Source organism: Bradyrhizobium mercantei (assembly GCF_001982635.1).
Lineage (GTDB): Bacteria > Pseudomonadota > Alphaproteobacteria > Rhizobiales > Xanthobacteraceae > Bradyrhizobium > Bradyrhizobium mercantei.
In genome coordinates, this window is sequence record NZ_MKFI01000001.1 from 469,089 (window position 1) to 488,170 (window position 19,082).

Annotated in this window: 21 protein-coding genes, 1 pseudogene and 1 riboswitch; of the genes and pseudogenes, 4 read left to right on the forward strand and 18 right to left on the reverse strand. The window is 63.3% G+C overall.

Annotated elements, in window-relative coordinates; genetic code table 11:
* Positions 1–34 precede the first annotated feature (34 nt).
* The 5 genes and pseudogenes from BI327_RS43030 to BI327_RS02295 form a co-directional block, all read right to left on the reverse strand.
* The gene (locus BI327_RS43030; protein ID WP_245334691.1) at positions 35–322 is read right to left on the reverse strand and encodes a hypothetical protein; all 288 of its coding nucleotides are present in this window, start codon (positions 320–322) and stop codon (positions 35–37) included.
* 198 nt (positions 323–520) lie between these two features.
* A pseudogene (locus tag BI327_RS43705) lies at positions 521–796 on the reverse strand (FRG domain-containing protein); the annotation flags it as partial.
* Positions 797–1,074: 278 nt separating this feature from the next.
* A complete protein-coding gene (locus tag BI327_RS02285; RefSeq protein WP_076858187.1) occupies positions 1,075–1,548 on the reverse strand; it encodes a hypothetical protein in 474 nt (157 codons plus the stop codon).
* Between the two features lie 43 nt (positions 1,549–1,591).
* Positions 1,592–1,975 carry a hypothetical protein gene (locus tag BI327_RS02290; protein WP_143271513.1) on the reverse strand — a complete coding sequence of 128 codons (384 nt, stop codon included), beginning with the start codon at positions 1,973–1,975 and terminating at the stop codon, positions 1,592–1,594.
* Between the two features lie 325 nt (positions 1,976–2,300).
* Positions 2,301–2,516, reverse strand: a complete 216-nt coding sequence (locus BI327_RS02295) for a helix-turn-helix domain-containing protein (protein WP_089025356.1) — start codon at positions 2,514–2,516, stop codon at positions 2,301–2,303.
* Between the two features lie 1,102 nt (positions 2,517–3,618).
* Here BI327_RS02295 and BI327_RS02300 point away from each other — a divergent pair.
* Positions 3,619–4,068 (forward strand): BLUF domain-containing protein, encoded by a 450-nt coding sequence (locus BI327_RS02300; protein WP_076858189.1) that lies wholly within the window; start codon positions 3,619–3,621, stop codon positions 4,066–4,068.
* A gap of 13 nt (positions 4,069–4,081) precedes the next feature.
* On the opposite strand, the gene BI327_RS43645 is transcribed toward BI327_RS02300, so the two are convergent.
* From BI327_RS43645 to BI327_RS02315, 3 genes are all read right to left on the reverse strand, one after another.
* Positions 4,082–4,903, reverse strand: a complete 822-nt coding sequence (locus tag BI327_RS43645; RefSeq protein ID WP_347337660.1) for a transglutaminase-like domain-containing protein — start codon at positions 4,901–4,903, stop codon at positions 4,082–4,084.
* Between the two features lie 580 nt (positions 4,904–5,483).
* The gene (locus BI327_RS02310) at positions 5,484–8,234 is read right to left on the reverse strand and encodes a G8 domain-containing protein (RefSeq protein ID WP_159450396.1); all 2,751 of its coding nucleotides are present in this window, start codon (positions 8,232–8,234) and stop codon (positions 5,484–5,486) included.
* A gap of 392 nt (positions 8,235–8,626) precedes the next feature.
* Positions 8,627–9,649: a helix-turn-helix domain-containing protein gene (locus BI327_RS02315; RefSeq protein ID WP_076858192.1), complete on the reverse strand. Its 1,023-nt coding sequence runs from the start codon at positions 9,647–9,649 to the stop codon at positions 8,627–8,629.
* 160 nt (positions 9,650–9,809) lie between these two features.
* On the opposite strand from BI327_RS02315, the gene BI327_RS02320 reads away from it, so the two are divergent.
* Together BI327_RS02320 and BI327_RS02325 are read left to right on the forward strand one after the other, a co-directional pair.
* Entirely contained in the window at positions 9,810–10,958 is a 1,149-nt protein-coding gene (locus BI327_RS02320) for an alkane 1-monooxygenase (protein WP_076858193.1), read from the forward strand.
* A gap of 69 nt (positions 10,959–11,027) precedes the next feature.
* Positions 11,028–11,690 carry a hypothetical protein gene (locus tag BI327_RS02325; RefSeq protein ID WP_076858194.1) on the forward strand — a complete coding sequence of 221 codons (663 nt, stop codon included), beginning with the start codon at positions 11,028–11,030 and terminating at the stop codon, positions 11,688–11,690.
* 12 nt (positions 11,691–11,702) lie between these two features.
* On the opposite strand, the gene BI327_RS02330 is transcribed toward BI327_RS02325, so the two are convergent.
* From BI327_RS02330 to BI327_RS02375, 10 genes are all read right to left on the reverse strand, one after another.
* Positions 11,703–12,479 (reverse strand): hypothetical protein, encoded by a 777-nt coding sequence (locus tag BI327_RS02330; protein WP_076858195.1) that lies wholly within the window; start codon positions 12,477–12,479, stop codon positions 11,703–11,705.
* Positions 12,480–12,626: 147 nt separating this feature from the next.
* A complete protein-coding gene (locus BI327_RS02335; protein WP_076858196.1) occupies positions 12,627–13,028 on the reverse strand; it encodes an ACT domain-containing protein in 402 nt (133 codons plus the stop codon).
* A 133-nt stretch (positions 13,029–13,161) separates the two neighbouring features.
* Positions 13,162–13,533, reverse strand: a complete 372-nt coding sequence (locus tag BI327_RS02340) for a hypothetical protein (protein ID WP_076858197.1) — start codon at positions 13,531–13,533, stop codon at positions 13,162–13,164.
* A 163-nt stretch (positions 13,534–13,696) separates the two neighbouring features.
* The gene (locus tag BI327_RS02345; RefSeq protein ID WP_076858198.1) at positions 13,697–13,990 is read right to left on the reverse strand and encodes a hypothetical protein; all 294 of its coding nucleotides are present in this window, start codon (positions 13,988–13,990) and stop codon (positions 13,697–13,699) included.
* Between the two features lie 212 nt (positions 13,991–14,202).
* Positions 14,203–14,628 carry a zinc-ribbon domain containing protein gene (locus BI327_RS02350; RefSeq protein ID WP_076858199.1) on the reverse strand — a complete coding sequence of 142 codons (426 nt, stop codon included), beginning with the start codon at positions 14,626–14,628 and terminating at the stop codon, positions 14,203–14,205.
* 42 nt (positions 14,629–14,670) lie between these two features.
* Positions 14,671–15,798 carry a serine hydrolase domain-containing protein gene (locus BI327_RS02355; protein WP_083741886.1) on the reverse strand — a complete coding sequence of 376 codons (1,128 nt, stop codon included), beginning with the start codon at positions 15,796–15,798 and terminating at the stop codon, positions 14,671–14,673.
* Between the two features lie 28 nt (positions 15,799–15,826).
* Positions 15,827–16,399 (reverse strand): DUF1700 domain-containing protein, encoded by a 573-nt coding sequence (locus BI327_RS02360; protein ID WP_076858200.1) that lies wholly within the window; start codon positions 16,397–16,399, stop codon positions 15,827–15,829.
* Positions 16,396–16,725: a PadR family transcriptional regulator gene (locus tag BI327_RS02365; protein ID WP_076858201.1), complete on the reverse strand. Its 330-nt coding sequence runs from the start codon at positions 16,723–16,725 to the stop codon at positions 16,396–16,398. The genes BI327_RS02360 and BI327_RS02365 overlap by 4 nt, the downstream gene beginning before the upstream one ends.
* A 114-nt stretch (positions 16,726–16,839) precedes the next feature.
* Positions 16,840–17,292 (reverse strand): MaoC/PaaZ C-terminal domain-containing protein, encoded by a 453-nt coding sequence (locus BI327_RS02370; protein ID WP_076858202.1) that lies wholly within the window; start codon positions 17,290–17,292, stop codon positions 16,840–16,842.
* A 128-nt stretch (positions 17,293–17,420) separates the two neighbouring features.
* Entirely contained in the window at positions 17,421–18,284 is an 864-nt protein-coding gene (locus BI327_RS02375) for a bifunctional 5,10-methylenetetrahydrofolate dehydrogenase/5,10-methenyltetrahydrofolate cyclohydrolase (protein WP_076858203.1), read from the reverse strand.
* Positions 18,285–18,299: 15 nt separating this feature from the next.
* A riboswitch (ZMP/ZTP riboswitch) is annotated at positions 18,300–18,379 on the reverse strand.
* A gap of 217 nt (positions 18,380–18,596) precedes the next feature.
* Here BI327_RS02375 and BI327_RS02380 point away from each other — a divergent pair.
* Positions 18,597–19,004 carry a hypothetical protein gene (locus BI327_RS02380; RefSeq protein ID WP_076859126.1) on the forward strand — a complete coding sequence of 136 codons (408 nt, stop codon included), beginning with the start codon at positions 18,597–18,599 and terminating at the stop codon, positions 19,002–19,004.
* Positions 19,005–19,082: the final 78 nt, after the last annotated feature.

The following is a 19,082-nucleotide window of genomic DNA, read 5'->3' on the forward strand; positions in this document are numbered from 1 at the left end:
AATGCCGACTGTGGCCTGAACAGACATGAGCAGCTCAGTTCGGTATTTCCCAACGCATATCAGCGACGGATCGGCGCAGGTTTTTCTCATCGCCGAGGAAACTGTGCAACCATTCGATATGGCGCGACAACCCGTCAAGTCCCGGGAACACAGTCGAATAATTCACGCCGTACTGATCCAGACGAAAACGAATGTCTGCAAATGCGGCACGTGCAATGATCACTTTCGTGAGCCGTGACTGGTACAACGCAATCTTATCGAACGGGACGAACCGACGTTCCTTTTCTAGGTACTTGTGGACACTGAAGTAGCCTGCCTGCACTCTAATTCTTTCGGCTACATGGGAAGGTCGGAATACTTTCGTACGGTCGCCGGAGAATGGTCCCTCGTGATTTATGCTTACGAAATCGTCGGAATTCGGTTGGAATACCCAGACAACCCCATCACGCCTTGCCGACGGCGGGCTCGCAACCGCGAACCACAATGCGACTAGCGGGTTGAGTGTCCAATCAAGGAGGCGGGTAGGAAGACCATGATGTTGGGCTATTGCGAGCCACTCCCAATCTGAGAGGGGTGCTCTTTCGAGAAAGGGAAGAGACTGCTGCTTGAAGGTCTCTAGGATCGCTTTTTCCGCGTCAACCACAGGTCGATCTACTACAAGCCTGCCAATCTTTGGGACAAGGGGCCAATCCTCTGACTGGCCCCTGAACAAGACGGTGTCGGGGGTATTCGCCAATATCAACCCCCTATGCGGGTCTAGGACTAAATACCCAATGACCGCGAGCGCGACCCGCATTGCCCCGGTGCCAGGAAGGACCCGCGACGCCGTGCCTCGACGACCTGATTTCGGTGACGCGTGACGCGGTTGACGCCGTAAACGCCCTACTCCGACACACCTAGCCGTTCCGCAACATTGTTTCTCCAACTTCTTCCTTTCATCCTCCTTTTCTATCCAATGCCAGATATTGGCGTCACCCGTGTCATCAACTAGAGAAGACCGCACCAGAACAGACAATTAACTCGGTGACGCGCTCGGTGACGCGCGGCGCTCGACCGCGCTGGACGCGTCACCCGTCACTCATCATCGTCGTCCTCGCCAACGATCTCTGCCAGGTCACGCCGTTCATTACGCTGATCGGTGACGCCAGAGGTGGCATCGGTGACGCGCTGGTGATACGCCCGCATCGCGATGATGCTCTCCCTTTCGTCCCAGGCTGCCGGGATCAGGGAGTTCACATCGCTACCTGGCGCCTTCGTCAGGGCAGTCTTCCCCTCGAAAATGTGGCTCTCGTAAGCCGACTGATGGTAGCGCAGCCCCAGCTTGTTCAGCGCGACGCCGCAGTAGTATCGGCTCGTCTTGGTGCGCTCGGTCACGATGCGGCCGTCGCCGACCGCCTTCAGCGCCTTCCTTATGCTGTCATTGGATGGCGGCCGTCGGTCCTCACCCTTCTGCTCGACGAACCACGCCGAGAATGCCAGGCAGAAGTCTGCGACCTTGATCCGCGCTTTCGGATCAAATTCGACGCAGTCCGGCAGAAACCCCGCCACGAGGTTGCTGTCGCGGTGGATCGCCTCCGCCGTTTCGCGGATGCTAGCGAAGCCGGGAAATTTGCCGCAACACTTCGGCGAGGTCCGGCGTTCCGTCTACCTTGTCGAAGTCAATGTCGGCGTGAAGCCCGATCGTTTCTGCGATCGTCGGCTTGTGGCGCTTGTTGCCTTTGACGGTGCCGACCGCGAAGAACATCCCGCGCCCTGCGATGTCCCATTGGGATTTGAACGCTTCGATCTCGATCGGCTTGCGCGTCATCACGTGACGCTCGGCGCCCTCGATGCGCTCATTCGTGAAACTGCAAACGTAGACGGGCTGGGTCGTATGAGCGAACAACGTCTTGAGAAAATCGATCGTGAGGCACTTGGTATCAGGCGTACAAGCGATAGGCGACGCAGAGCCGCCAGGCGGCGCATTGGCATGCATTGGACTTGACCTTGGTCAACAGGCTCGCCTTCGCTGGCGAACACTGTTCGTTGATCCCTTTGCGAAACGGTTTCATTTTTTGCTCTCTGTTCTCTGGTTCTCTGGTCGCCGCACGGTGCTGTTACAGCCCGTGCGGCGGGCGCGGGCGCTCAGCCGCCCGACACTGGTCTTGAATATTGAATTGGGGCACGGCTTGTCTGCGGTTACGCCGCGTCGTTGATCGCCCGTATCGTGGCGTCGCCCTCGTGATGCCACGCGGGGACCGCCCTAAGCGGGATCAAAAACGTGGGCGCTGATGTTGAAGGTCGCGGGCATCGGGAACCACCTACTTAGACATGACCTTCGGCTTCGGAGCGATACGCGGCAGCGAAGCGTGGTAAGCCTCGATGCTATCAAGATCGATCATCGTTCGGCGACCGTTCTTGTATGCGACGATCCGACCTTCGTTGATCAAGCCGTACAATTTCGTGTTGCCGCACGGTATGCGCGAACGGGCCTCACGCGGAAGCACCAGACGCTTGCTCGCAGTCTTCTCCTGCATTTGAACCATCTCCTTTTTTATCAAATCATATTCACTACGATCGTGAACCGCCGCCTCTGTGGCCGTCCCGTGGATCACTGATCAGATGCTGGTTCGCAGGTTGCAACAAGGCACGACATAATCGCATTCTGGACGATAACGGACGCGCAGGTTGCAAAGCGAACGCAGCGCTTCCAATTCCGGAGCCCGTCCCCGATCAATGATTTCTGCAAACGGTGGTTGAACGTCAGAAATGCGATGCTAGATCGCCCCCGGCACCAATACAGCGGCAGTGCAAAATGTCCGCTGCTCATAGCATTTCCGATAATCGTCAGTTTTCCTTACGGTCGCCGATTACGAGAGTGCTAATCCTGAGTTTCAAGTTAGCTTGTTGCTACCTCAAGCAGCGCGTGAGGGGACTTCGGTGGCTTTGGGCTTGCCAAATCAGGCTGTGGATAACTGACTGCGGAACCGATAGCGCAGCGCCCAACCACTCAAATCAACACTCGTCCTGGGATCGAACTGAAAAACGGCGGATTTACAATTGTTTACATCTGAAGTTGCGATCTCTCCGAGCGCGCCAGCAGCTAGACATCGCCGTCTCTGTTGGCCCCATCCCATAGCCCCACGAAACCATTTTCCCCAGCGCATGAAACCGGGCGGAAACATTTGGCCGGTAGCGTTTCCCCAAACAATAAGGGGAAGTGTCATGATGGAAGCGATGATCGTCGCGCTGCTATGCGTCAGTGCCGCTGTCTTTGTTGCCCACGCCTACGACGCCCTGCATACGCATTGACGGGATGGAGATAGCCGCTTGGCGTTTCCTGGCGCCCCTTTGGCGACGATGTCGCCGTGCAACAGCGCCCAATTGACGGAAGCCGGACCACGCACGCGAGGCGGAATGTTCGGCTGAACTCGGCGCCTTTCGGTTCCCGTGTTTGTCCGGAATCCACTTCGGCAGCGATCCGCGCTAACAGCCAGATACCGGGCTATTTCGATCAAGTTCGATTTTTTCAGATTTTTCCCGGTGGGGGCCGTTGGCGTGACGCGGCCCCTCTTCGTTTGAGCGGCGTGTCACTCGCGGGCCGTATCCTTCTCGTTGGCGCGCTGAGGCAATGCGGAGATGTCGCAAACCGAACATGCCCTGATCTACGTCAGCCGCAGCAACAGCAGCGTGCACGACGCTTCGGCGCGCGAGATCATCGGCACCATCCTGGCGCAGTCGCGGGCCAAGAATGCCCGGCTCGGCGTGACAGGTGCCTTGCTGTTCAGCGAAGGTTACTTTTGCCAGGTGCTTGAAGGCGAACAGGCCGCCGTCGAGAACATCTTCAGCGCCATCGAGTGCGATCCGAGGCATCGGGACGTCACCCTCCTGACCTTCCGGCCCGCGACGCCGCGGCGCTTCCCCGATTGGTCGATGGCCTATGCCGGCTCCTCCGCCGGCCCGGCCTGGACCGGCAAAATCGCGGGCCTGCTTGCCAACCCATCGCAGATTGATGGCAATCAGATGGGGCGGGAATTGCTCGTCCTGATGACGGAGCTGGTGAGACAGCAGGACATCGACGGACCCTAGCCGCGGCCCCGGTTCAGATCGTCGCGTAGGCCCATGGCGACGCGACCGGCGCCTGCGTCGTGGTCAAATACGATGTCGAGATCGGCTGCTCGCTGTAGATGAACCGCGCCCGTGCGTGGATCGCGCGCCGGGATGACGGACATGGTCCGGCTTTCCGGCTCGGACCCGACAAGCGCCAATGCCGGCCATAGAAATCTTCCTGACCGTTCAACTGCAGCATGGTCGCCTGGGGCAAGCGCTCGAGCGGATCAAGATAGATGCGGTAGCGGAAGATCCGGCCGAGATCGATGTAGTCACCAAGGCCGCGGAACTCCGGGCTGATCTCCGCAAGCCTGATGCCGAGCGCTTCGGGGTCATCAGGCAATTGCGACGCAGCGCGTCCTGGCAGCCGAATATCGAGATAGGGGTCGAAATACTCCCAGCGGTCGCTTGCCGGATCGAGCAGTTCGATCGCGGTGTGACCAGCCCCGGGATAGGCCTCACGCAGCGCCGGGTCGAAGCCGGCAACGCCACGGCAGCGGATGCCATTGAGCTCCAGCAGCAACGCCGCCAGGAAGTTGACATGGCCGCACCCGCCCATGCTCGAGCGAAGCACCTCGACGGGCGGCCTGAAAACCGTGTCGTTCGCCCATGCGAACTTGGCCTGGGCATAACGAAACACTGCATCGATCGTGCCCGCGGCCGTCCCCTCGCTGCCGAGCGCGGCGGCGAGCATCTCGATGTGCCGGACGCCGATCTCGCTTCGCCGGTCGGGCAAGCACATCGCGGCTGCCGGAAACGGAAACGACACCGCGGGCGACAGGCCGCTATGCTGGTTGCGTTCCCGCGTCTGCATCACGTAATGGGCAAGACCCCGGTCATCACCGAGATTCTGGCCGTCGATCGCAGTCAACAGTGTGGGCGTACGCCATAGATTGGGTGAGGTGAAGTCCGGCGAGGTATCAAACTCGAAGTGATGAAGACGGAAGCCGGATCCGTCCCATGTCGGCGCGTCGATGCTGGCGAATGGCCGGCCGTCGTCTCCAACGCGGAATGCGAGCCGTGGCTTGTCCAGCGCATCATCGACGCGGACGGAAACACAGTATGGATCGACATAGCGCTGATCGCCGCTGCGCGACGTATCGACAGGCCGATTGATGAAAACCCCGTCGGAGACCTTGGGGTGGCTGAGCGGGCAATGCAGCAACCAGGCAGGCGTCGTATCGAGCTCATTGTCCGTCAGCCGATCCAGCTCGGACTTCGTCAAGGAGGGTGCGATCTGAACCGCGCGAGCCAGATCCGTTGCCCTCCTGCCCTCGGGATCGATCGTCACGGACGGACGACCCACCCCGAAGCGGCGCAGCAGTTCATTGATCGTCCAGCGGACTAGGTTACATACGCGCACGTGCGTCAGCGAAGTTTTTTGTGTAACGATTTTATTGTGTAATGAATGTAGCGTCCTCTCCGAGGCCGAACATGCGCGCGATGTCCTGGTACAACGTGTCGTAACCGCACTCGCCGCAATAGGCCTTCTGGACGAAGAAATTGATGTTGGCACCGCGTCGCACCGCCTTGTCGGTGACAAGCAGCGCCACGTCTTCCTTGGTTTCATTTCCCGCCATGTCGCTCACGGTGAACGACACGCGCACATATCCGTCCGGATCGACCTTCAGATCCTGGTACTCCTTGGAGAAGGCCCGCACCGTGATCTTCTTGCCGACGTGGTCCGCGACAAAGCCCATGATGCGGTAACCGTACTGGACATCGTCCGGATGGATTTCAAATGGCCTGAGGCCGGGCAGAAACCAGAACCTTGGCGGCTCGCGATCGACGAACACGACCTTGCTGGACTGTCCCTCGACCACCTTCCACAGATCGGTCACGTTGCTGCCGGCCCGCAGGAAATGCTCCGACGACATCGGATAGATCTCGTTGACGCCGCGACGCTCCCTTGCAGCCGGTACGTCCGCCACCGCCGTCGACCGGTCGATCCACGCGCTGGAGGCAGCAAGCCGTTCGACATTGCCGGGCGCCAGCTGATCGCCGACGGCCAGACCGAACTTGTCGAACACTTCCTTCGCCGTAAGGCCCTGCAACGCCGACGGCCCATCGTCGCGCAGCACCACCGTGCGCGCCAGCTGTGTCTCGAAATACAGCCGATGGCGCCCGGTCTCATCCGTGAGGTAGATGTGATCGGGTTCGAACAGCATCGCGATGTCACCGTTCTCCGGCAGCATGCGATCGCGGAAATTGATGTCGACATGCTCCGCTGGAGCCGCACTCTTCGCGGCATGCCACCAATTTCTCAGCGTCTGCCGCCATGCGACCGCGGCGACCGGCACGGCCGGCGGCGGCCCGAGCTTGAGGTCCGACAGTTCGATCAGTCGGCCCGGCTTGTTGGCGTTCGAGATCTCGATGTTCTGCCGGTTCGCCAGCGTCGCATGGCGCAATGACACCGTGCCGCGACGCGGCAAGGCGATACCGAGCGCGAAGCCGCTGACCTTGATGTTGTCGAACGCGATGTTCTCGCTGAGCGTATTGCCGGCAATTCCGACGGCAGCGCTGGGCTGGGGCCAGGCGACGAGCTCAAGGTTGCTCAACGCGGTGTTCTTCACATAGGGCAGAAAAACCCCGTACTCGCGCACGCCCCACGCCTTGAAGCCGTCGACCCGGCTGACTTCGTCGTGATTGTTGTAGATCTTGTGATTCCAGATCTCCAATCCGTTCTGCGAGCCCGCCGCGACGTTGTTCTCGAACACGAAATTGACGTTCGAGATCAGCACGTGCCCGAGGGCATCGGCGTATTTGGGATCGCCGATATTGTGTCCGTCGAAGAACACCGTGCGGCCTTCTTCGACGAACGGGTAGCCGAAGATCACGAAGGCGCCGCCGGCATGGCCGAACGCATAGTTTCCGGACATCCTGATGCCGCCGCTCTGCGACCAGAAGCCGTGGCCGCCATGGCCGAAATCATAGGTCATGTCACGTGCACGGATGCGGTCGCCCGACCCCGACGAACGCACCGCCACGTTGCCGATAAAGGCGCCGATCTCGCTGCCGTTCTCGGCGAAGAAGTGCGAGCCGACGATACGATAGCCGATGTTCTGCTCGGCGATGACGTTGCCGCCGTGATTGACGAGGCCAAGCTTCGGAGAGCCGATGATCACGCTATTGCGCACGATATGCGGGGCCACTTCGATCCGCGCACCGGAGCGCAAATGGAAATGCAGGGCATAGCGGCCGATCGAGTTGTCATCGGTGCCGGGCTTCAGTTTCCCGTCGGCGTCGAGTTGCGGGATCGTCTGCGCCCGCGAGGCGTCGGTGCGCCCGAGTTCCTCGAAGGAGGCCCCGTCGATCACCGTGCCGGTCTGCCGGTGCATGATCATCACATGGCCGCGCGCGGCCAGCGGCGTCGTCTCGGCGGAATAGAAGCGCACGTTGCGCGTCAAATTGGACACCGGGATCGATCGGCTGAAGGGAGAGAAATGATCGAATGCAAGTTCCTTGTCGAGGCGCACCCGCGTGCGCTCCGCCGATATCTCGGCGACCTCGAGCACCTCATCGTGATTGACGTCTGCTTCCGTGCCGGGCAGCAGAATCTTGTCGCCCTTAGCCCAACCGTCGACGGCTCGATCGAGCGAGACCCACTGGTCCCCCTTGTTGAGCTGCGCCGACGCGATGCCATAGGGCGTCTTCGCCGCACCATAGATTTTCATGAAGCCGTGGGACAGCAGGCCGCCGCCCAGATCCAGCGGATCGCGGTCGCGATCGCGCCCCTTGCGCGGCATGAAGCAAATCTCCGCAGCCGCAAGCGACGCAACCCGGTTCGCGGCATCGCCGATGTTGAGCGTGCCGTCGACGTCGACCAGCAGCGTGATCACGCGCAACAGCGTGGATTTATCCGATGACAGTCGCAGGCTGCCCATGACGCGGACCCACTCGAAGCTGCGATCGGCGATCCGGCCATCGAGCACGACGTCGGTGCCGCCGGGAATCACGACGCGCGCGCCGTCCGTGGGCACCTCGTTCCCGCTCCAGGTCGCTGCGTCGAGCCAGCGGCCGCTTTGCCTGGCCGTGAACGTCGCCTCCGCGACGGGGGCCAAATCCAGCATGGCGGCGTGTTCGTCGCGCTTCACCGAATCGTCGGGATGCGCCGCCATCGCGGCCGCATGCGCTGAATCATGCATATGAGTATCATGGACATGAGCATCATGCTCATGGGCGGCGGACGCTGTCTGCAGCGGCGCCAGCGTGATCAAGAGCGTCGAAATCGTCAGAACAAAAATCGAAAAATGCTTGCCAGCAGAGTTACGCGCCAACCTGCAGCATGCACGCGCAATGTCGCCCATAGCCAAAGCCTCAGATGGAAACGTTAACAGCGATTGTCCTGTAGTTGTCACCGAAGTCAAGCTGGAACAGCCGCTCGCGCCTAACGGGCGTGCATGTCGTCCACCGCATGTGTCTTCACGGGCTCAGCGCTGATACTGCTTTGTTGCAAGATGTGTCCGGTCGCTCTGAGTCTGTATCTCTGCGAGAGCGCCACCTCTTCTACTCGATGCGTCGCAAAGCGTGACGCGCGTCACTTGATCTGCTCGCCGCGCACGTTCTTCTCGCCGAACCAGCGCCGGCAAGCGCGGCTGAAGCTCGTTGCATCGGTGTAGCCCAGCGCGGCCGCCATCTCGTCGCGCGACTGGGTGCCCGCCGCGAGCATGGTCCGCGCGCGCTCGCGCAGCACACCGTCGAGCAGCGGTCGGAAGGCGCAGCCGGCCTCCGCCAGCCGCCGCACCAGCGTGCGCCGCGAGGTGCCGACGAGACGCGCGGCGTCCTCTTCGCCGAGGCGATGCGGCAGGCGCGCGGCAATCAGGCTCTCGACCATCCGCGCCAGCGCGGCGCTGTCCGAGCGCGGCTTCTCGATCGCCTCCAGGGCTTCGATCGCCTTGGCGTGCAATTCCGGATCGGCAAACGGCGATGGCCGCGCGCACAGTTCTTTCGGCACCTCGAAGCTGAAGGCCGCCGCGTTGAATGTCACGGCGCACGAATAATGCTGCACCAGCTGCTCCGCACCCGCGGGCGGCGGCCAGGGAAATTGCAGCCTCGCCTGGTCGATCGAATCCTCAAGCAACTGCACATACACCGCGTGCACATTGAGGCTGACGGCGAGTGCCACGGCGCGCCACAGCGCGCCTTCCATCGGCACCGCAGGCGAGATTTCGATCTGGATCGTGCGCGCTGTTCGGCGCAGCCGGTTGCGAATGAAGGGGGCGCGGGTCGACCCGAAGCGCGCGCCGGTGCTCAACGCGTCCTCGATGGTCGGCGCCGTCCGGGTCGCCACGTCGAGCGCCCCTTGCAGCGATGTCGACCACACTGCCGCGGCCGACAACGGCCACAGCTCGCCATGAAGGCGGGTGATATTGGCGGCGAGGATCACCAGCGCGGACACCGGCATGTGTGCGCCGGGCTGGTCAAGCAGCTGCTGCTCAACGCCGGTGCCCTTGAGCAGCTCATCGCGCTCACCGCGCGTCTTGCCGAACGCCCGCACCAGCGCCCGCGCATAGCTCGCCGACACCGGCGTGCGAAGGGCATCCGCCTCCGATCCCTGCATTGCCTCGGCGCCCTCCCTCGCGAACGTCCAGCCCCTCAGGTTTTGGCGCAAAATGCCACAAAATTGGCCTGTTGGGAACTGGCGGCGCAGGCCCGCCTCGCGGCATCCTTGCGGCAACAACGGCGAATGCCGGCACGAACGAGATTCTGGAGGGAATGCGATGATCTTCACGGGCACCAATGCCGCTGGCGAAACGATCTCCTACAAGGACGGCAAGCGCTATCTCTGGATGCTCTCGTTCATCCCGCCGCTGATCCCGCTATTGTCCTACTGGCTCTTCCTGCGGACGCACAATCCGGTGGTGACGCTGATTCCGTTCGTCTTCATCTTCATCCTGATCCCGCTGCTCGATGTCCTCTTCGGTGAAGACACCCACAATCCGCCGGCGGAGGTGGTCGCCGCGATGGAAGCCGATCCGTATTACTTGCGGCTTGCACGCATCACCGTAGCGTTTCCCTGGATCAACTACGTCGCCCTGATCGCCTTCTTCGGCACGCAGGAGCTGCCGTGGTGGTCCTATGTCGCGCTGCTGCTCGGCGTCGGCACCATCAATGGCGGCGCGCTGCTGATCGGGCACGAGCTCGGCCACAAGGCGGATCGGCTCAACATCTTCTTCGGCATGCTCGCCAACTGCGCGGTCGGCTACGCCCATTTCCGCGTCGAGCACAATCGCGGCCACCACACCTGGGTCGCAACGCCCGAGGACCCCGCCAGCGCACGGTTCGGTGAATCGATCTATGCGTTCGCAACGCGCGAACTGCCGGGCGCCTTCAAGCGCGGCTGGCGCAATGAGGCCGAACGGCTGACCCGGCGCGGCGAGCCGGTCTGGTCGGTCAACAACGAGATCCTGCAGGGCTTTGCGCTGACGCTCGTCGTCGCGGCGATCCTGATTGCGCTGTTCGGCTGGAAGGTCGCGCCGTTCATCGTCGCGCATCACTTCCTCGGCTGGTACGCGCTGACCCAGGCCAACTATGTCGAACATTACGGCCTGTTGCGCGAAAAACTGCCGAACGGCCGCTATCAGGCGGTCGAACCGCGCCACTCCTGGAACACCAACCACATCGTCTCGAACCTGATGACGTTCCACCTGCAACGGCACTCGGACCACCACGCCAACCCGATGCGCCCCTACCAGTCGCTGCGCGATTTCAACGACATCCCCCGGCTGCCGAACGGCTACACCGGCATGTTCGGGCTCGCTGCGATCCCGCCGCTCTGGTTCCGCGTGATGGATCCGAAGACGCTGGCCTGGGCCGGTGGCGACAAGAGCAAGCTCAATCTGGGCGACCGGCCAGTCGCCGCCCATTAATCAGACCTTTGGAGAGATGCTCCAGGATAGCTGCTGCGTCCTTGGGCCGATCGGTGAGATCGCCAGGGCATGGAGCAGCGCATGCAGCGGACCAACCTGACCCGGCGCCTTGTGATCTGGCTACTTGTGCTCGGCGGCGGATACCTGCTGGTGTTCGGCGGCTCCTCCTCATCGAAGCCGACCCGCAAGCGGGTTGCGATCGAGGTGGCAACGCCGCACGGCACGGCGCGCGGCGCATCCGTGATCGAGATGGTCAACAACCACGCACCGTGGTGGTATCCGGCCGCAGTCACGAGCACCACATGGCAAACCGGTGAAGCGCCTCACGTCGACCTTGGCAGCCGGCGACACGTCTTCCTGCCGTTGCACTATCCGCTCGACGGGATGCCGCTCTGGTCATATCTCAGGCCGGATGTCGTCCGGCCAGATGGCAGCTTTCCTCCCGGCCGAACACCGACGCTCGTCACCTTCGACGACATCGACGATCCGAACACGATCCGCAAGGTCGACCCAGGCGCGTTCGAACAGACCTTCGGATCGGGCTATCACCTGGTCAGCCTGACCGTGACCGATACGCGCGATCCCCCGAGCAGCGGAACGCTTGCTGCGAAGTTTCCAGTCCTGCACCGACAGCTCGTGGGGCTGGGAGAAAGAGGTGCGCGGCCATCAGGCATTCGCGGAGATCTGAGGCTCTCGGGTTGGCGAGCGTTCGAGACGCCGCCGACGCCTTAGGCCCGGCCTGTCCTATGCGGACCGCCGCTTCATCGCGCCGATGCCGAGGAACGCGCCGTTGACGGACGGATACTGGCTGGTGAATTCGAACGTATCGAAGCCAGGTGCTTCGAACTCCTTCAGTGCCTTCCAGAGCAAGGTCGTATCCGGACAGGCCTGCGAGTGGATGTCGTGATGCACGATGATGCTGGCGTGGGCGCGCACCAGGAGATGGTCCTGCAGCGCGCCGCGCAGGCTGTGATCGCCGTCGATGAAGACGAAGTCGGGCTTGAGCCGGCCGACATGCGCGCCGACCAGCGGCGAGGTTGAAAAGTCCTGCATGTAGATCGGCTCGATATCAGCCTGCTCTTGCAGTAGATCGAAATAGGTCGAGATGAACGGCGTCGGCGCGATCGGATCGAGCGCGATCACGGTCTTGAGCTCGGCACCGCTGTTCCGGAGCCACTCCGCAACCAGGATGAACATGCCGCCCCAGCGGCAGCCGATTTCCATATACGACGAGATGCCGGATGCGTTGCGCGCAAGCCAGGCCAGATACGGCGCGAGCTGGTTCGGATACTGCCAAAGGTGGAGGCCCTTGCCGAAGCTCGGCGCAAGCTCCGGCGGCTGCTCGTGCAGCAGCTCGTCATTGAGCCCGAGCGCAGGGATGAACTCCCGTTCGAGGAAGTCCACATCGACCCGCTGGGCCGGGGTCAACGCGGCAATGGTGTCGATCGCTTCGCCGACGAAAGGCGCGAGATCGGCGAAACGCTGGTAGCGGTCGGCTGGAGCTTGCTGGACGTTGAGCATCGGTGCGATCGGCCGGATGGTTGGACATACCGGAGACCGCCGGCTCTCAGTGTCCCCTCTCCTTCAACGGCGCAAGCGCTCGTCTCGGGCGCAGAATATTGGGCTCGATCACAATTAACCCCGCCTGTCCTCCCGCCTGCACGGTGTTCAGGTCTGTGCGGACATGTCGCGCAGAAGGACGACGGCTTCATCCGCCCGATGCTCCGGCACGAACAAATGATCATGATGGAATGCCGACACCGCATTCACGCTAATGCCTGCTTTCGCAAGACGCGCCGTGACTGCGGCGAGAAAGCCAATCGCCTCAAGCGAGGAGTGGACCGTCAAGATGATCAGGCGGCAAACAAACTGGTAGCGAAACCCGGCGCGTTCTGCTTCCTCGCGCCGCAGCACGACGGTCAGGCCTTCCGGTTCGCGAAACGTCAGCTGCGGCGTGATGTCCGCCGGAATGCCCTCGTCGGCCGCCAACGTGCAGAACACGAAGACGCCCTCGCCCAAAACGGGATTCATGTCCCGCAACAATTTCGCCAGATTGCTTTCGCCCGACACCGCCGATGTCCTCCGGGAGCCGCGACCAGTCCGTGGCCAGTCTATGCGCTCGCCGCTACAAGGCGGCCATCAGGAAGATGGCATGGCTTGGCGTACGTCACAGCCCCCGTGGCGGGCCGATTTGCCCGTCCGCTCACCCGCTCGGGATCTTGCGGCGCACCGCCTCCACGCCGGCGTCGGTGACGCAATATCTTCGCCCCATCTCCGGGACGATCCAACCCTTCTCGATCATTCCGGCAATGGTGCTTGGGCCGACGCCCGCGGGAAACGGACGGCGATTGCGGATCGCGTCGATCGCGACTCGTTCGAGATGGGTGGCCACATGCGACGGGCGCGCGCGAAACGCCTTCGCCATGATGAGGACCGACAGCACCTCGGCGCGCCGACGCACGGCCGAAGCGCTGCGGGTCAGTTCGTTGCTGATTTCGAGAGCGTTCTTGCCGGCCCTGGCGAGCTCTCTGAGCTTTTCGTCCTCGTCAGAGCTCCAGCGCCGCACGATCCCCATCTGCCCCTCACCGCCTGGATACCCATCTCGAACCGATGCATACGCAGGCGGCGCTGATTTGCCATGTGACTTTCGGCACCTCTTGACGAGGCGGGGCTATCGCCATCAGCGGCCGATCGCCGTGCCGAATGATGCGGCACGACCCACTGCGCTCGAGCGCGCGTCAGTGCTTGCTGGGTTCAAGCGTGATGAGCACGCCGGTCGGCTCGGGCTCGTGCGGCCGAAGCGACGTCAGCTCCGGATCGCTCCATTCGGCGAGGCTCACGACCTCACCGGTCTGCCCCGGCCTGTCGGAGGTCTGCGCGGGTTCGAGGACCTTGAGCCCGCTGGTATCGACGAAGAATGTGTGCTCGCCAAACACGCTGTTCAGTTGCGCCACGGCCGGATGATCATCCGGAAGCACCTGGGCGTTCATTTGCGACATGGTCTGCTTGACTTGCGTGGAATTGAGCTTCATCCGCTGCTCCTTCTCGTTGGTTCCGGCCTTGAACGGTTTCCTTGAACGGTTTCCTTGGCTGGTTGCCTCCCCGCCCACCCCGCGTTCGGGGGCTTCGAAGTCTCGAACCGATCAGGCAACGAAACGTTCCGCACGCGCGACGCATTGACCGCCCTGCGCGCGGGTTCCCTGTCGATCGATGCGTGACGCTCGGCGCGACGTCTCGCCTGTCTTCACGATGCGGGAGGCTTCTTCTTCCTGGCGAGCCCTTCCAGATGCACGCGGCGCGCGGCGGATTTGCGTGCGCGCTCCCTGCTGCGACAGGCCCGGCAGCGCACGGCGTTGGTGAACACGTCGCCCTTCGCGGTCTCGTACCACCATTTCTGCTGAAGCGGCGTCCAGACCTCGGCCACGCCGCAATCCTTGCAGACGAACGGCTCCGGCCGATAGGTTCCGCGCTCGACGAAACCGGGGATCGAATAGCTGTTCGAGGGCGCCAGCCGCGTCGTATCGACGGGAACCTGGTCGCGCGCGAGCGCAACCCTGTACTCGCGAAGACGCTGCTTCTCGGCGGCGTTCTGCGCCTGCAAGCGACGCCACTCCTCGGCCTTGCGCCGCTTGCCGTCGATCACTTCGCGCGTCTGCTTGCTGCGTTTCACGTCCGCACATCCGCCCAAGGCAATGCCTGCACCGCAGGTCGACTAGATGCCGGGCAGCACGATCTCGTCAACGATGGCGTCATTGATGCGCCGCTGTTCGGCCGCCGACTTGTCATAATTGCCGCAGCATTGCGCGACGCCAAGATCGAGCGCCGGAAATACATAGAGGCGCTGCCCGCCCCAGCCGATGCCGCCAGCCCAGCGCTCCGGGTGCGGCAAGGCCGCCGCGAAGGACGCACCGAGGTACCAATGATACCCGTAACGGCGTCCGTCGGGGATTACGACGGCCGGCACGAGTGCGCGCTTCAGCCAGTCGCGCGGTACGACCTGTTGCCCGCCCCACGCGCCTCCGGCTTGAACGAGTTCGCCGATCTTCATGAGGTCGCGTGGCAACAGCCGCAGGCCGGATGCTGCGCGATACTGGCCGTCGCCGCGTCCCTGCGCCCAATCGACGGCACCGAAGCCCAGCGGTTCGAACAGCACGCGGCGGCAATAGGCGAGCAGCGGTTCGCCGGTGCCGCGCGAGATCAAACGGCCCAGCAGCGCGGTAGCGCCGCCGCAATAGGCCCATCGCGTGCCCGGTTCGCCAATGATCGGCCGTTCGAGGATGAAGCGGAAGCGGTCCGGTGCGGCTTCCATCGCGATCTCGGAATTGCGCAGATCGCTGCCATAGGGGATTGTGAGTTCATCCCACTCGATGCCGAGCGTCATCGACAGCACATGATGGATGGTGATGCGGTCGCGGCCTGGCTCGCGTGCGAGATCGGCGTATTCGGGAAACTGGTCATACAGCTTCGCCTCGGGCGGCGGCACCTTGCCGGCCGCAAGCGCGATGCCATAGACGAGACCAATCACGCTCTTCGATACCGAACGCAGATCGTGCGGGACATCAGGACCGAACGCGACGTCGCGGAGCCGCCCCTGGATCTCCGACTCGTCGTCGCCGTTGCCGTAATGCTCGAACACCAGCCTGCCGCCTCGGCTCACCAGCAGCGCGTGCAGCCCGCTGATCCTGCCGGCGCTCTCGGCCTGCGCGAGGCGATGGGCAATATCCTCGGCCGACGGTTGCGCTGACGCGCCCGGCGGCACGATCAGGCTTGCGCCAAGCCCGGCCAGCACGCTGCGGCGATCGAGGGTTTGAGCTGGATTGAGAATCTGTGATCCGGGCATCGTCGCAATCCTCCTGATGCCGGCGCTGTTAGCCGGCGTGCTGTTCCGGCTTGAGCAGTCGGTAATGCAGCCGCGCGTAGCTGCCGAGCTTGCCGACCGCGGCATTGACGGCGAACAGCAGCAGCAACGCGATCCCGCCGCTGGCGGAGATCAGGCCGATGCCTGCCACCGTGCGCAGCACCAGCTTCGCGATCGACGCGACGCCCGCGAGCTTGAAGACGCTGACCAGGAGTCCAAGCCCGACGATGCCGAGCACGAACATCACGAGGCCGAGAATCAGCACAGTGAGCAGCGCCGCGAACAGCAGCGGCAGCAGCAGGACAATGTCGACCGCGGCGAGACCGCCGAGCGCCAGCAGCACGGAGGCCGAATTGCGCAGGCTGTGGTCCTCTTCCCAGCGCTTAAGGCCGGTCTCGGCGCGCAGCTCGCGCGCCAGCCGTGCGGGATCGCCAAGCGCGGCAGCGACGTCCTCTTCGCTGCGCCCGGCCGCAACGCCCTCGTCGAAATAGGCGCTGTAGTCATCGAGGATGTCCTCGGCCTCGCGCGCCGGAACGCCGGCCAACCCGTCGGAGAGACGTCGCAGGAACACGGCCCTGTTCATTTGCGCTCTCCGAGCAGCTGATCGACCGCGTCCGTGAACGCCTGCCATTCGCGTTTCTGGGCCGTGAGCGCCGCGCGGCCGGCCGTCGTCAGCCGGTAGTATTTCCGCGGCGGGCCGCTGTTCGACTCGACGAGGCGCGTATCGACCAGCCCGTCATCCTGCATGCGGCGCATCAAGGGGTAGATCGTGCCCTCGCCCATGCCGATGCCCGAGGCGAGCGTGCTCGCGATCTCATAGGCATAGCTTTCGCCACGGGCCAGCAGCGCCAGCACGCACATCTCGAGCGCTCCCTTCTTGAGCTGAACCTGGATCGTCGATTCCGCCATCGAACTCCTGCGCGTCACAGGGACTATATATAGCAAGGTACCATGTAATGCAAGGCACCTGTCCAAGCGCGATAAGCCGAGGCCGATGACCTCGGGGTTTCCTGTATGCAGAGCCTATGTCCGACCCTGCTCCACCGGGCGCATATGGATCAGCGCATCGAGCACGAGGACGAGCACGGGGCGCTGCTCGTCGTTGAAGAGCTCCGTCTTGAAGATCACGACCGCGTCGCGCCGCTCCGGCCTGATGGTGATCTTCTGGATCTCGGATTGCCCGGTGAGCGTCGTCCCCGGGCGAACCGGGCTCGGCAGGCGAATCTCGAAGCTGCGCCCGACGATGCCCGCCACCTTGCTCCAGATCGCCTCCACGACCAGCCGCTGATAGATCGCAATGGTGTTGAAGCCGCTCGCGATCAGGCCGCCGAACGGGCCGGCAGCGGCTGCGACGGGATCGGTATGGATCGGCACTGGATCATATTTCCCGGCGAACTCCAGGATCTCGGCCTCGCCGATCGTGTAGCTGCCGAGCTTGAAGGTCTGGCCCTCGGTGAGATCTTCCGCATAAAGCATCGCGCGCCTCCATCTGTCGCGCGACGATATCGGAACGCCGCGGGCTTTCCATTACCTCAGACGTCATGAACTTCGCGCAGGCCCGCGAGCGACATCGGCCGCTCGCGCCTCGCCGTACGCATGCCGCGCTATTGCAGCCGGGCCGCCCTCGCCTTTGCGGCCTTCACGGTGTTCTCCATCAGGCAGGCGATCGTCATCGGGCCGACGCCGCGCGGCACCGGCGTGATTGCGCCCGCGACCTGCACCGCCTCGTCGAAGGAGACGTCGCCGCACACCGCGTAGCCGCCGTCCGGCTTCTCGACGCGCGTGGTGCCGACGTCGATCACGATGGCCTGCGGCTTGATCCAGTCGCCGCGCACGAGCCCAGCCTTGCCCACCGCGCTGACCAGGATGTCGGCCTGGCGGCAGATCTTGCTGATGCCTCTTGTGTGGATGTGGGTCTGGGTCACGGTCGCCTGCTCCTGCAACAGCAGCGCGGCCATCGGCTTGCCGACGATGTTGGAGCTGCCGATCACCACGGCATGGGCGCCGGTGAGATCGGGCCGGATCGACTTGATCAGCCGGAGACAGCCGAGCGGCGTGCACGGCACCAGCGCATCGTCGCCGTGAAACAGCCGGCCTGCGTTCAGCGCGTGCAGGCCGTCGACATCCTTCGCTGGATCGACCGCCGCCATCACCCGCAGGGCGTCGATATGCGCCGGCAGCGGCAGCTGGACCAGGATGCCGTCGATGTCGTCGCGCGCATTGAGCGCCGCGACCCTGGCCAGCAGATCGGCCTCGCTGGCGTCATCAGGCAGGCGCTCGACCTCGCCGCGCAACCCAAGCCGCCCGGCCATCCTAACCTTGCTCTGCACATAGATCTGGCTCGCCGGGTCACTGCCGACCAGCACGACCGCAAGTCCCGGCGCGCGCGGCAGCCGGTCCAGTTCGTTCGCAATTTTGTCGATGACAATCTGGGCATGTGCATGCCCATCGAGAATGTTCGCCGTCATGGCACCTCCGTTTCGAAGCGGTGCCCAGGCGCGCGGCGTTCAGTCTCTGCGCTCCCCGATGGTGGTCCATCCAAGCGCCAGTCGCGCAGATGGCGTCCTGATAGCCGCCCGGCGCGGCAAAGGCAAATCACGCTGCCTTGCGGCCGGACCGGCGGCGACTTGCCCTTGTTTTTGCCGGTGGATCGGTGCCAGGCGGACCATCTCTGGGGGTAGGATTCGGACAAAACTTGCGATAAGCCTCGGCACTTGCCGGGCTTTTCCGATCCCCGGCGCAATCCTTCCGGTCATCACGCCATTTCGGACATTTTCGACATGAGACATATCATCCTCGCGCTGGCGCTCTTCTGCCCGGCTGCGGCGCTTGCTCAAGGCACCACTCCACCCCCCGCCTCCGCCGACAAGCCGGCGGCGGCCTCGCAGCCGATGGTCGGCGACAAGCCGCTGGTCCAGGTCGGCAAGAAATCGGCCGCCAAGAAGGGCGAGAAGGCGGCCGCGCCGGGCAAGCCGCAGTCGGTCGCCCAGAAGCTCCAGGCCTGTCAGGACATCGACGACGCCACCAAGGAGCGGCTGATCTGCTACGACGACATCTTCAAGCCGCAGCCGAAGCCGAAGGCCGCCCCTGCCAAGGGCGTCAACGAATGCCGCTTCGTGAAGGAAGAGGACGAGCGGCTGACCTGCTACAACGGCTTCGCCGACAAGATTCCGCGCCTGCCGCGCTAATTGCGCCGGCGGCCCGGCTGCTGTCGCGGGACATGAAAATGCCGCCGCAAGTGATTGCGGCGGCGGATCGATTGCCGG

Excerpts from the sequence above, each read along its gene's own strand:
- BI327_RS02310 (WP_159450396.1), bottom strand. The coding sequence starts at position 8,234 with ATGCATGATTCAGCGCATGCGGCCGCGATGGCGGCGCATCCCGACGAT.
- BI327_RS02355 (WP_083741886.1), bottom strand. The coding sequence starts at position 15,798 with ATGCCCGGATCACAGATTCTCAATCCAGCTCAAACCCTCGATCGCCGC.
- BI327_RS02290 (WP_143271513.1), bottom strand. The coding sequence starts at position 1,975 with ATGCATGCCAATGCGCCGCCTGGCGGCTCTGCGTCGCCTATCGCTTGT.
- BI327_RS02325 (WP_076858194.1), top strand. The coding sequence starts at position 11,028 with ATGGAGCAGCGCATGCAGCGGACCAACCTGACCCGGCGCCTTGTGATC.
- BI327_RS02295 (WP_089025356.1), bottom strand. The coding sequence starts at position 2,516 with ATGCAGGAGAAGACTGCGAGCAAGCGTCTGGTGCTTCCGCGTGAGGCC.
- BI327_RS02320 (WP_076858193.1), top strand. The coding sequence starts at position 9,810 with ATGATCTTCACGGGCACCAATGCCGCTGGCGAAACGATCTCCTACAAG.
- BI327_RS02340 (WP_076858197.1), bottom strand. The coding sequence starts at position 13,533 with ATGGGGATCGTGCGGCGCTGGAGCTCTGACGAGGACGAAAAGCTCAGA.
- BI327_RS02380 (WP_076859126.1), top strand. The coding sequence starts at position 18,597 with ATGAGACATATCATCCTCGCGCTGGCGCTCTTCTGCCCGGCTGCGGCG.
- BI327_RS02345 (WP_076858198.1), bottom strand. The coding sequence starts at position 13,990 with ATGAAGCTCAATTCCACGCAAGTCAAGCAGACCATGTCGCAAATGAAC.
- BI327_RS02365 (WP_076858201.1), bottom strand. The coding sequence starts at position 16,725 with ATGGCGGAATCGACGATCCAGGTTCAGCTCAAGAAGGGAGCGCTCGAG.
- BI327_RS02315 (WP_076858192.1), bottom strand. The coding sequence starts at position 9,649 with ATGCAGGGATCGGAGGCGGATGCCCTTCGCACGCCGGTGTCGGCGAGC.
- BI327_RS02330 (WP_076858195.1), bottom strand. The coding sequence starts at position 12,479 with ATGCTCAACGTCCAGCAAGCTCCAGCCGACCGCTACCAGCGTTTCGCC.
- BI327_RS43645 (WP_347337660.1), bottom strand. The coding sequence starts at position 4,903 with ATGCAGACGCGGGAACGCAACCAGCATAGCGGCCTGTCGCCCGCGGTG.
- BI327_RS02370 (WP_076858202.1), bottom strand. The coding sequence starts at position 17,292 with ATGCTTTATGCGGAAGATCTCACCGAGGGCCAGACCTTCAAGCTCGGC.
- BI327_RS02375 (WP_076858203.1), bottom strand. The coding sequence starts at position 18,284 with ATGACGGCGAACATTCTCGATGGGCATGCACATGCCCAGATTGTCATC.
- BI327_RS02300 (WP_076858189.1), top strand. The coding sequence starts at position 3,619 with ATGTCGCAAACCGAACATGCCCTGATCTACGTCAGCCGCAGCAACAGC.
- BI327_RS02360 (WP_076858200.1), bottom strand. The coding sequence starts at position 16,399 with ATGAACAGGGCCGTGTTCCTGCGACGTCTCTCCGACGGGTTGGCCGGC.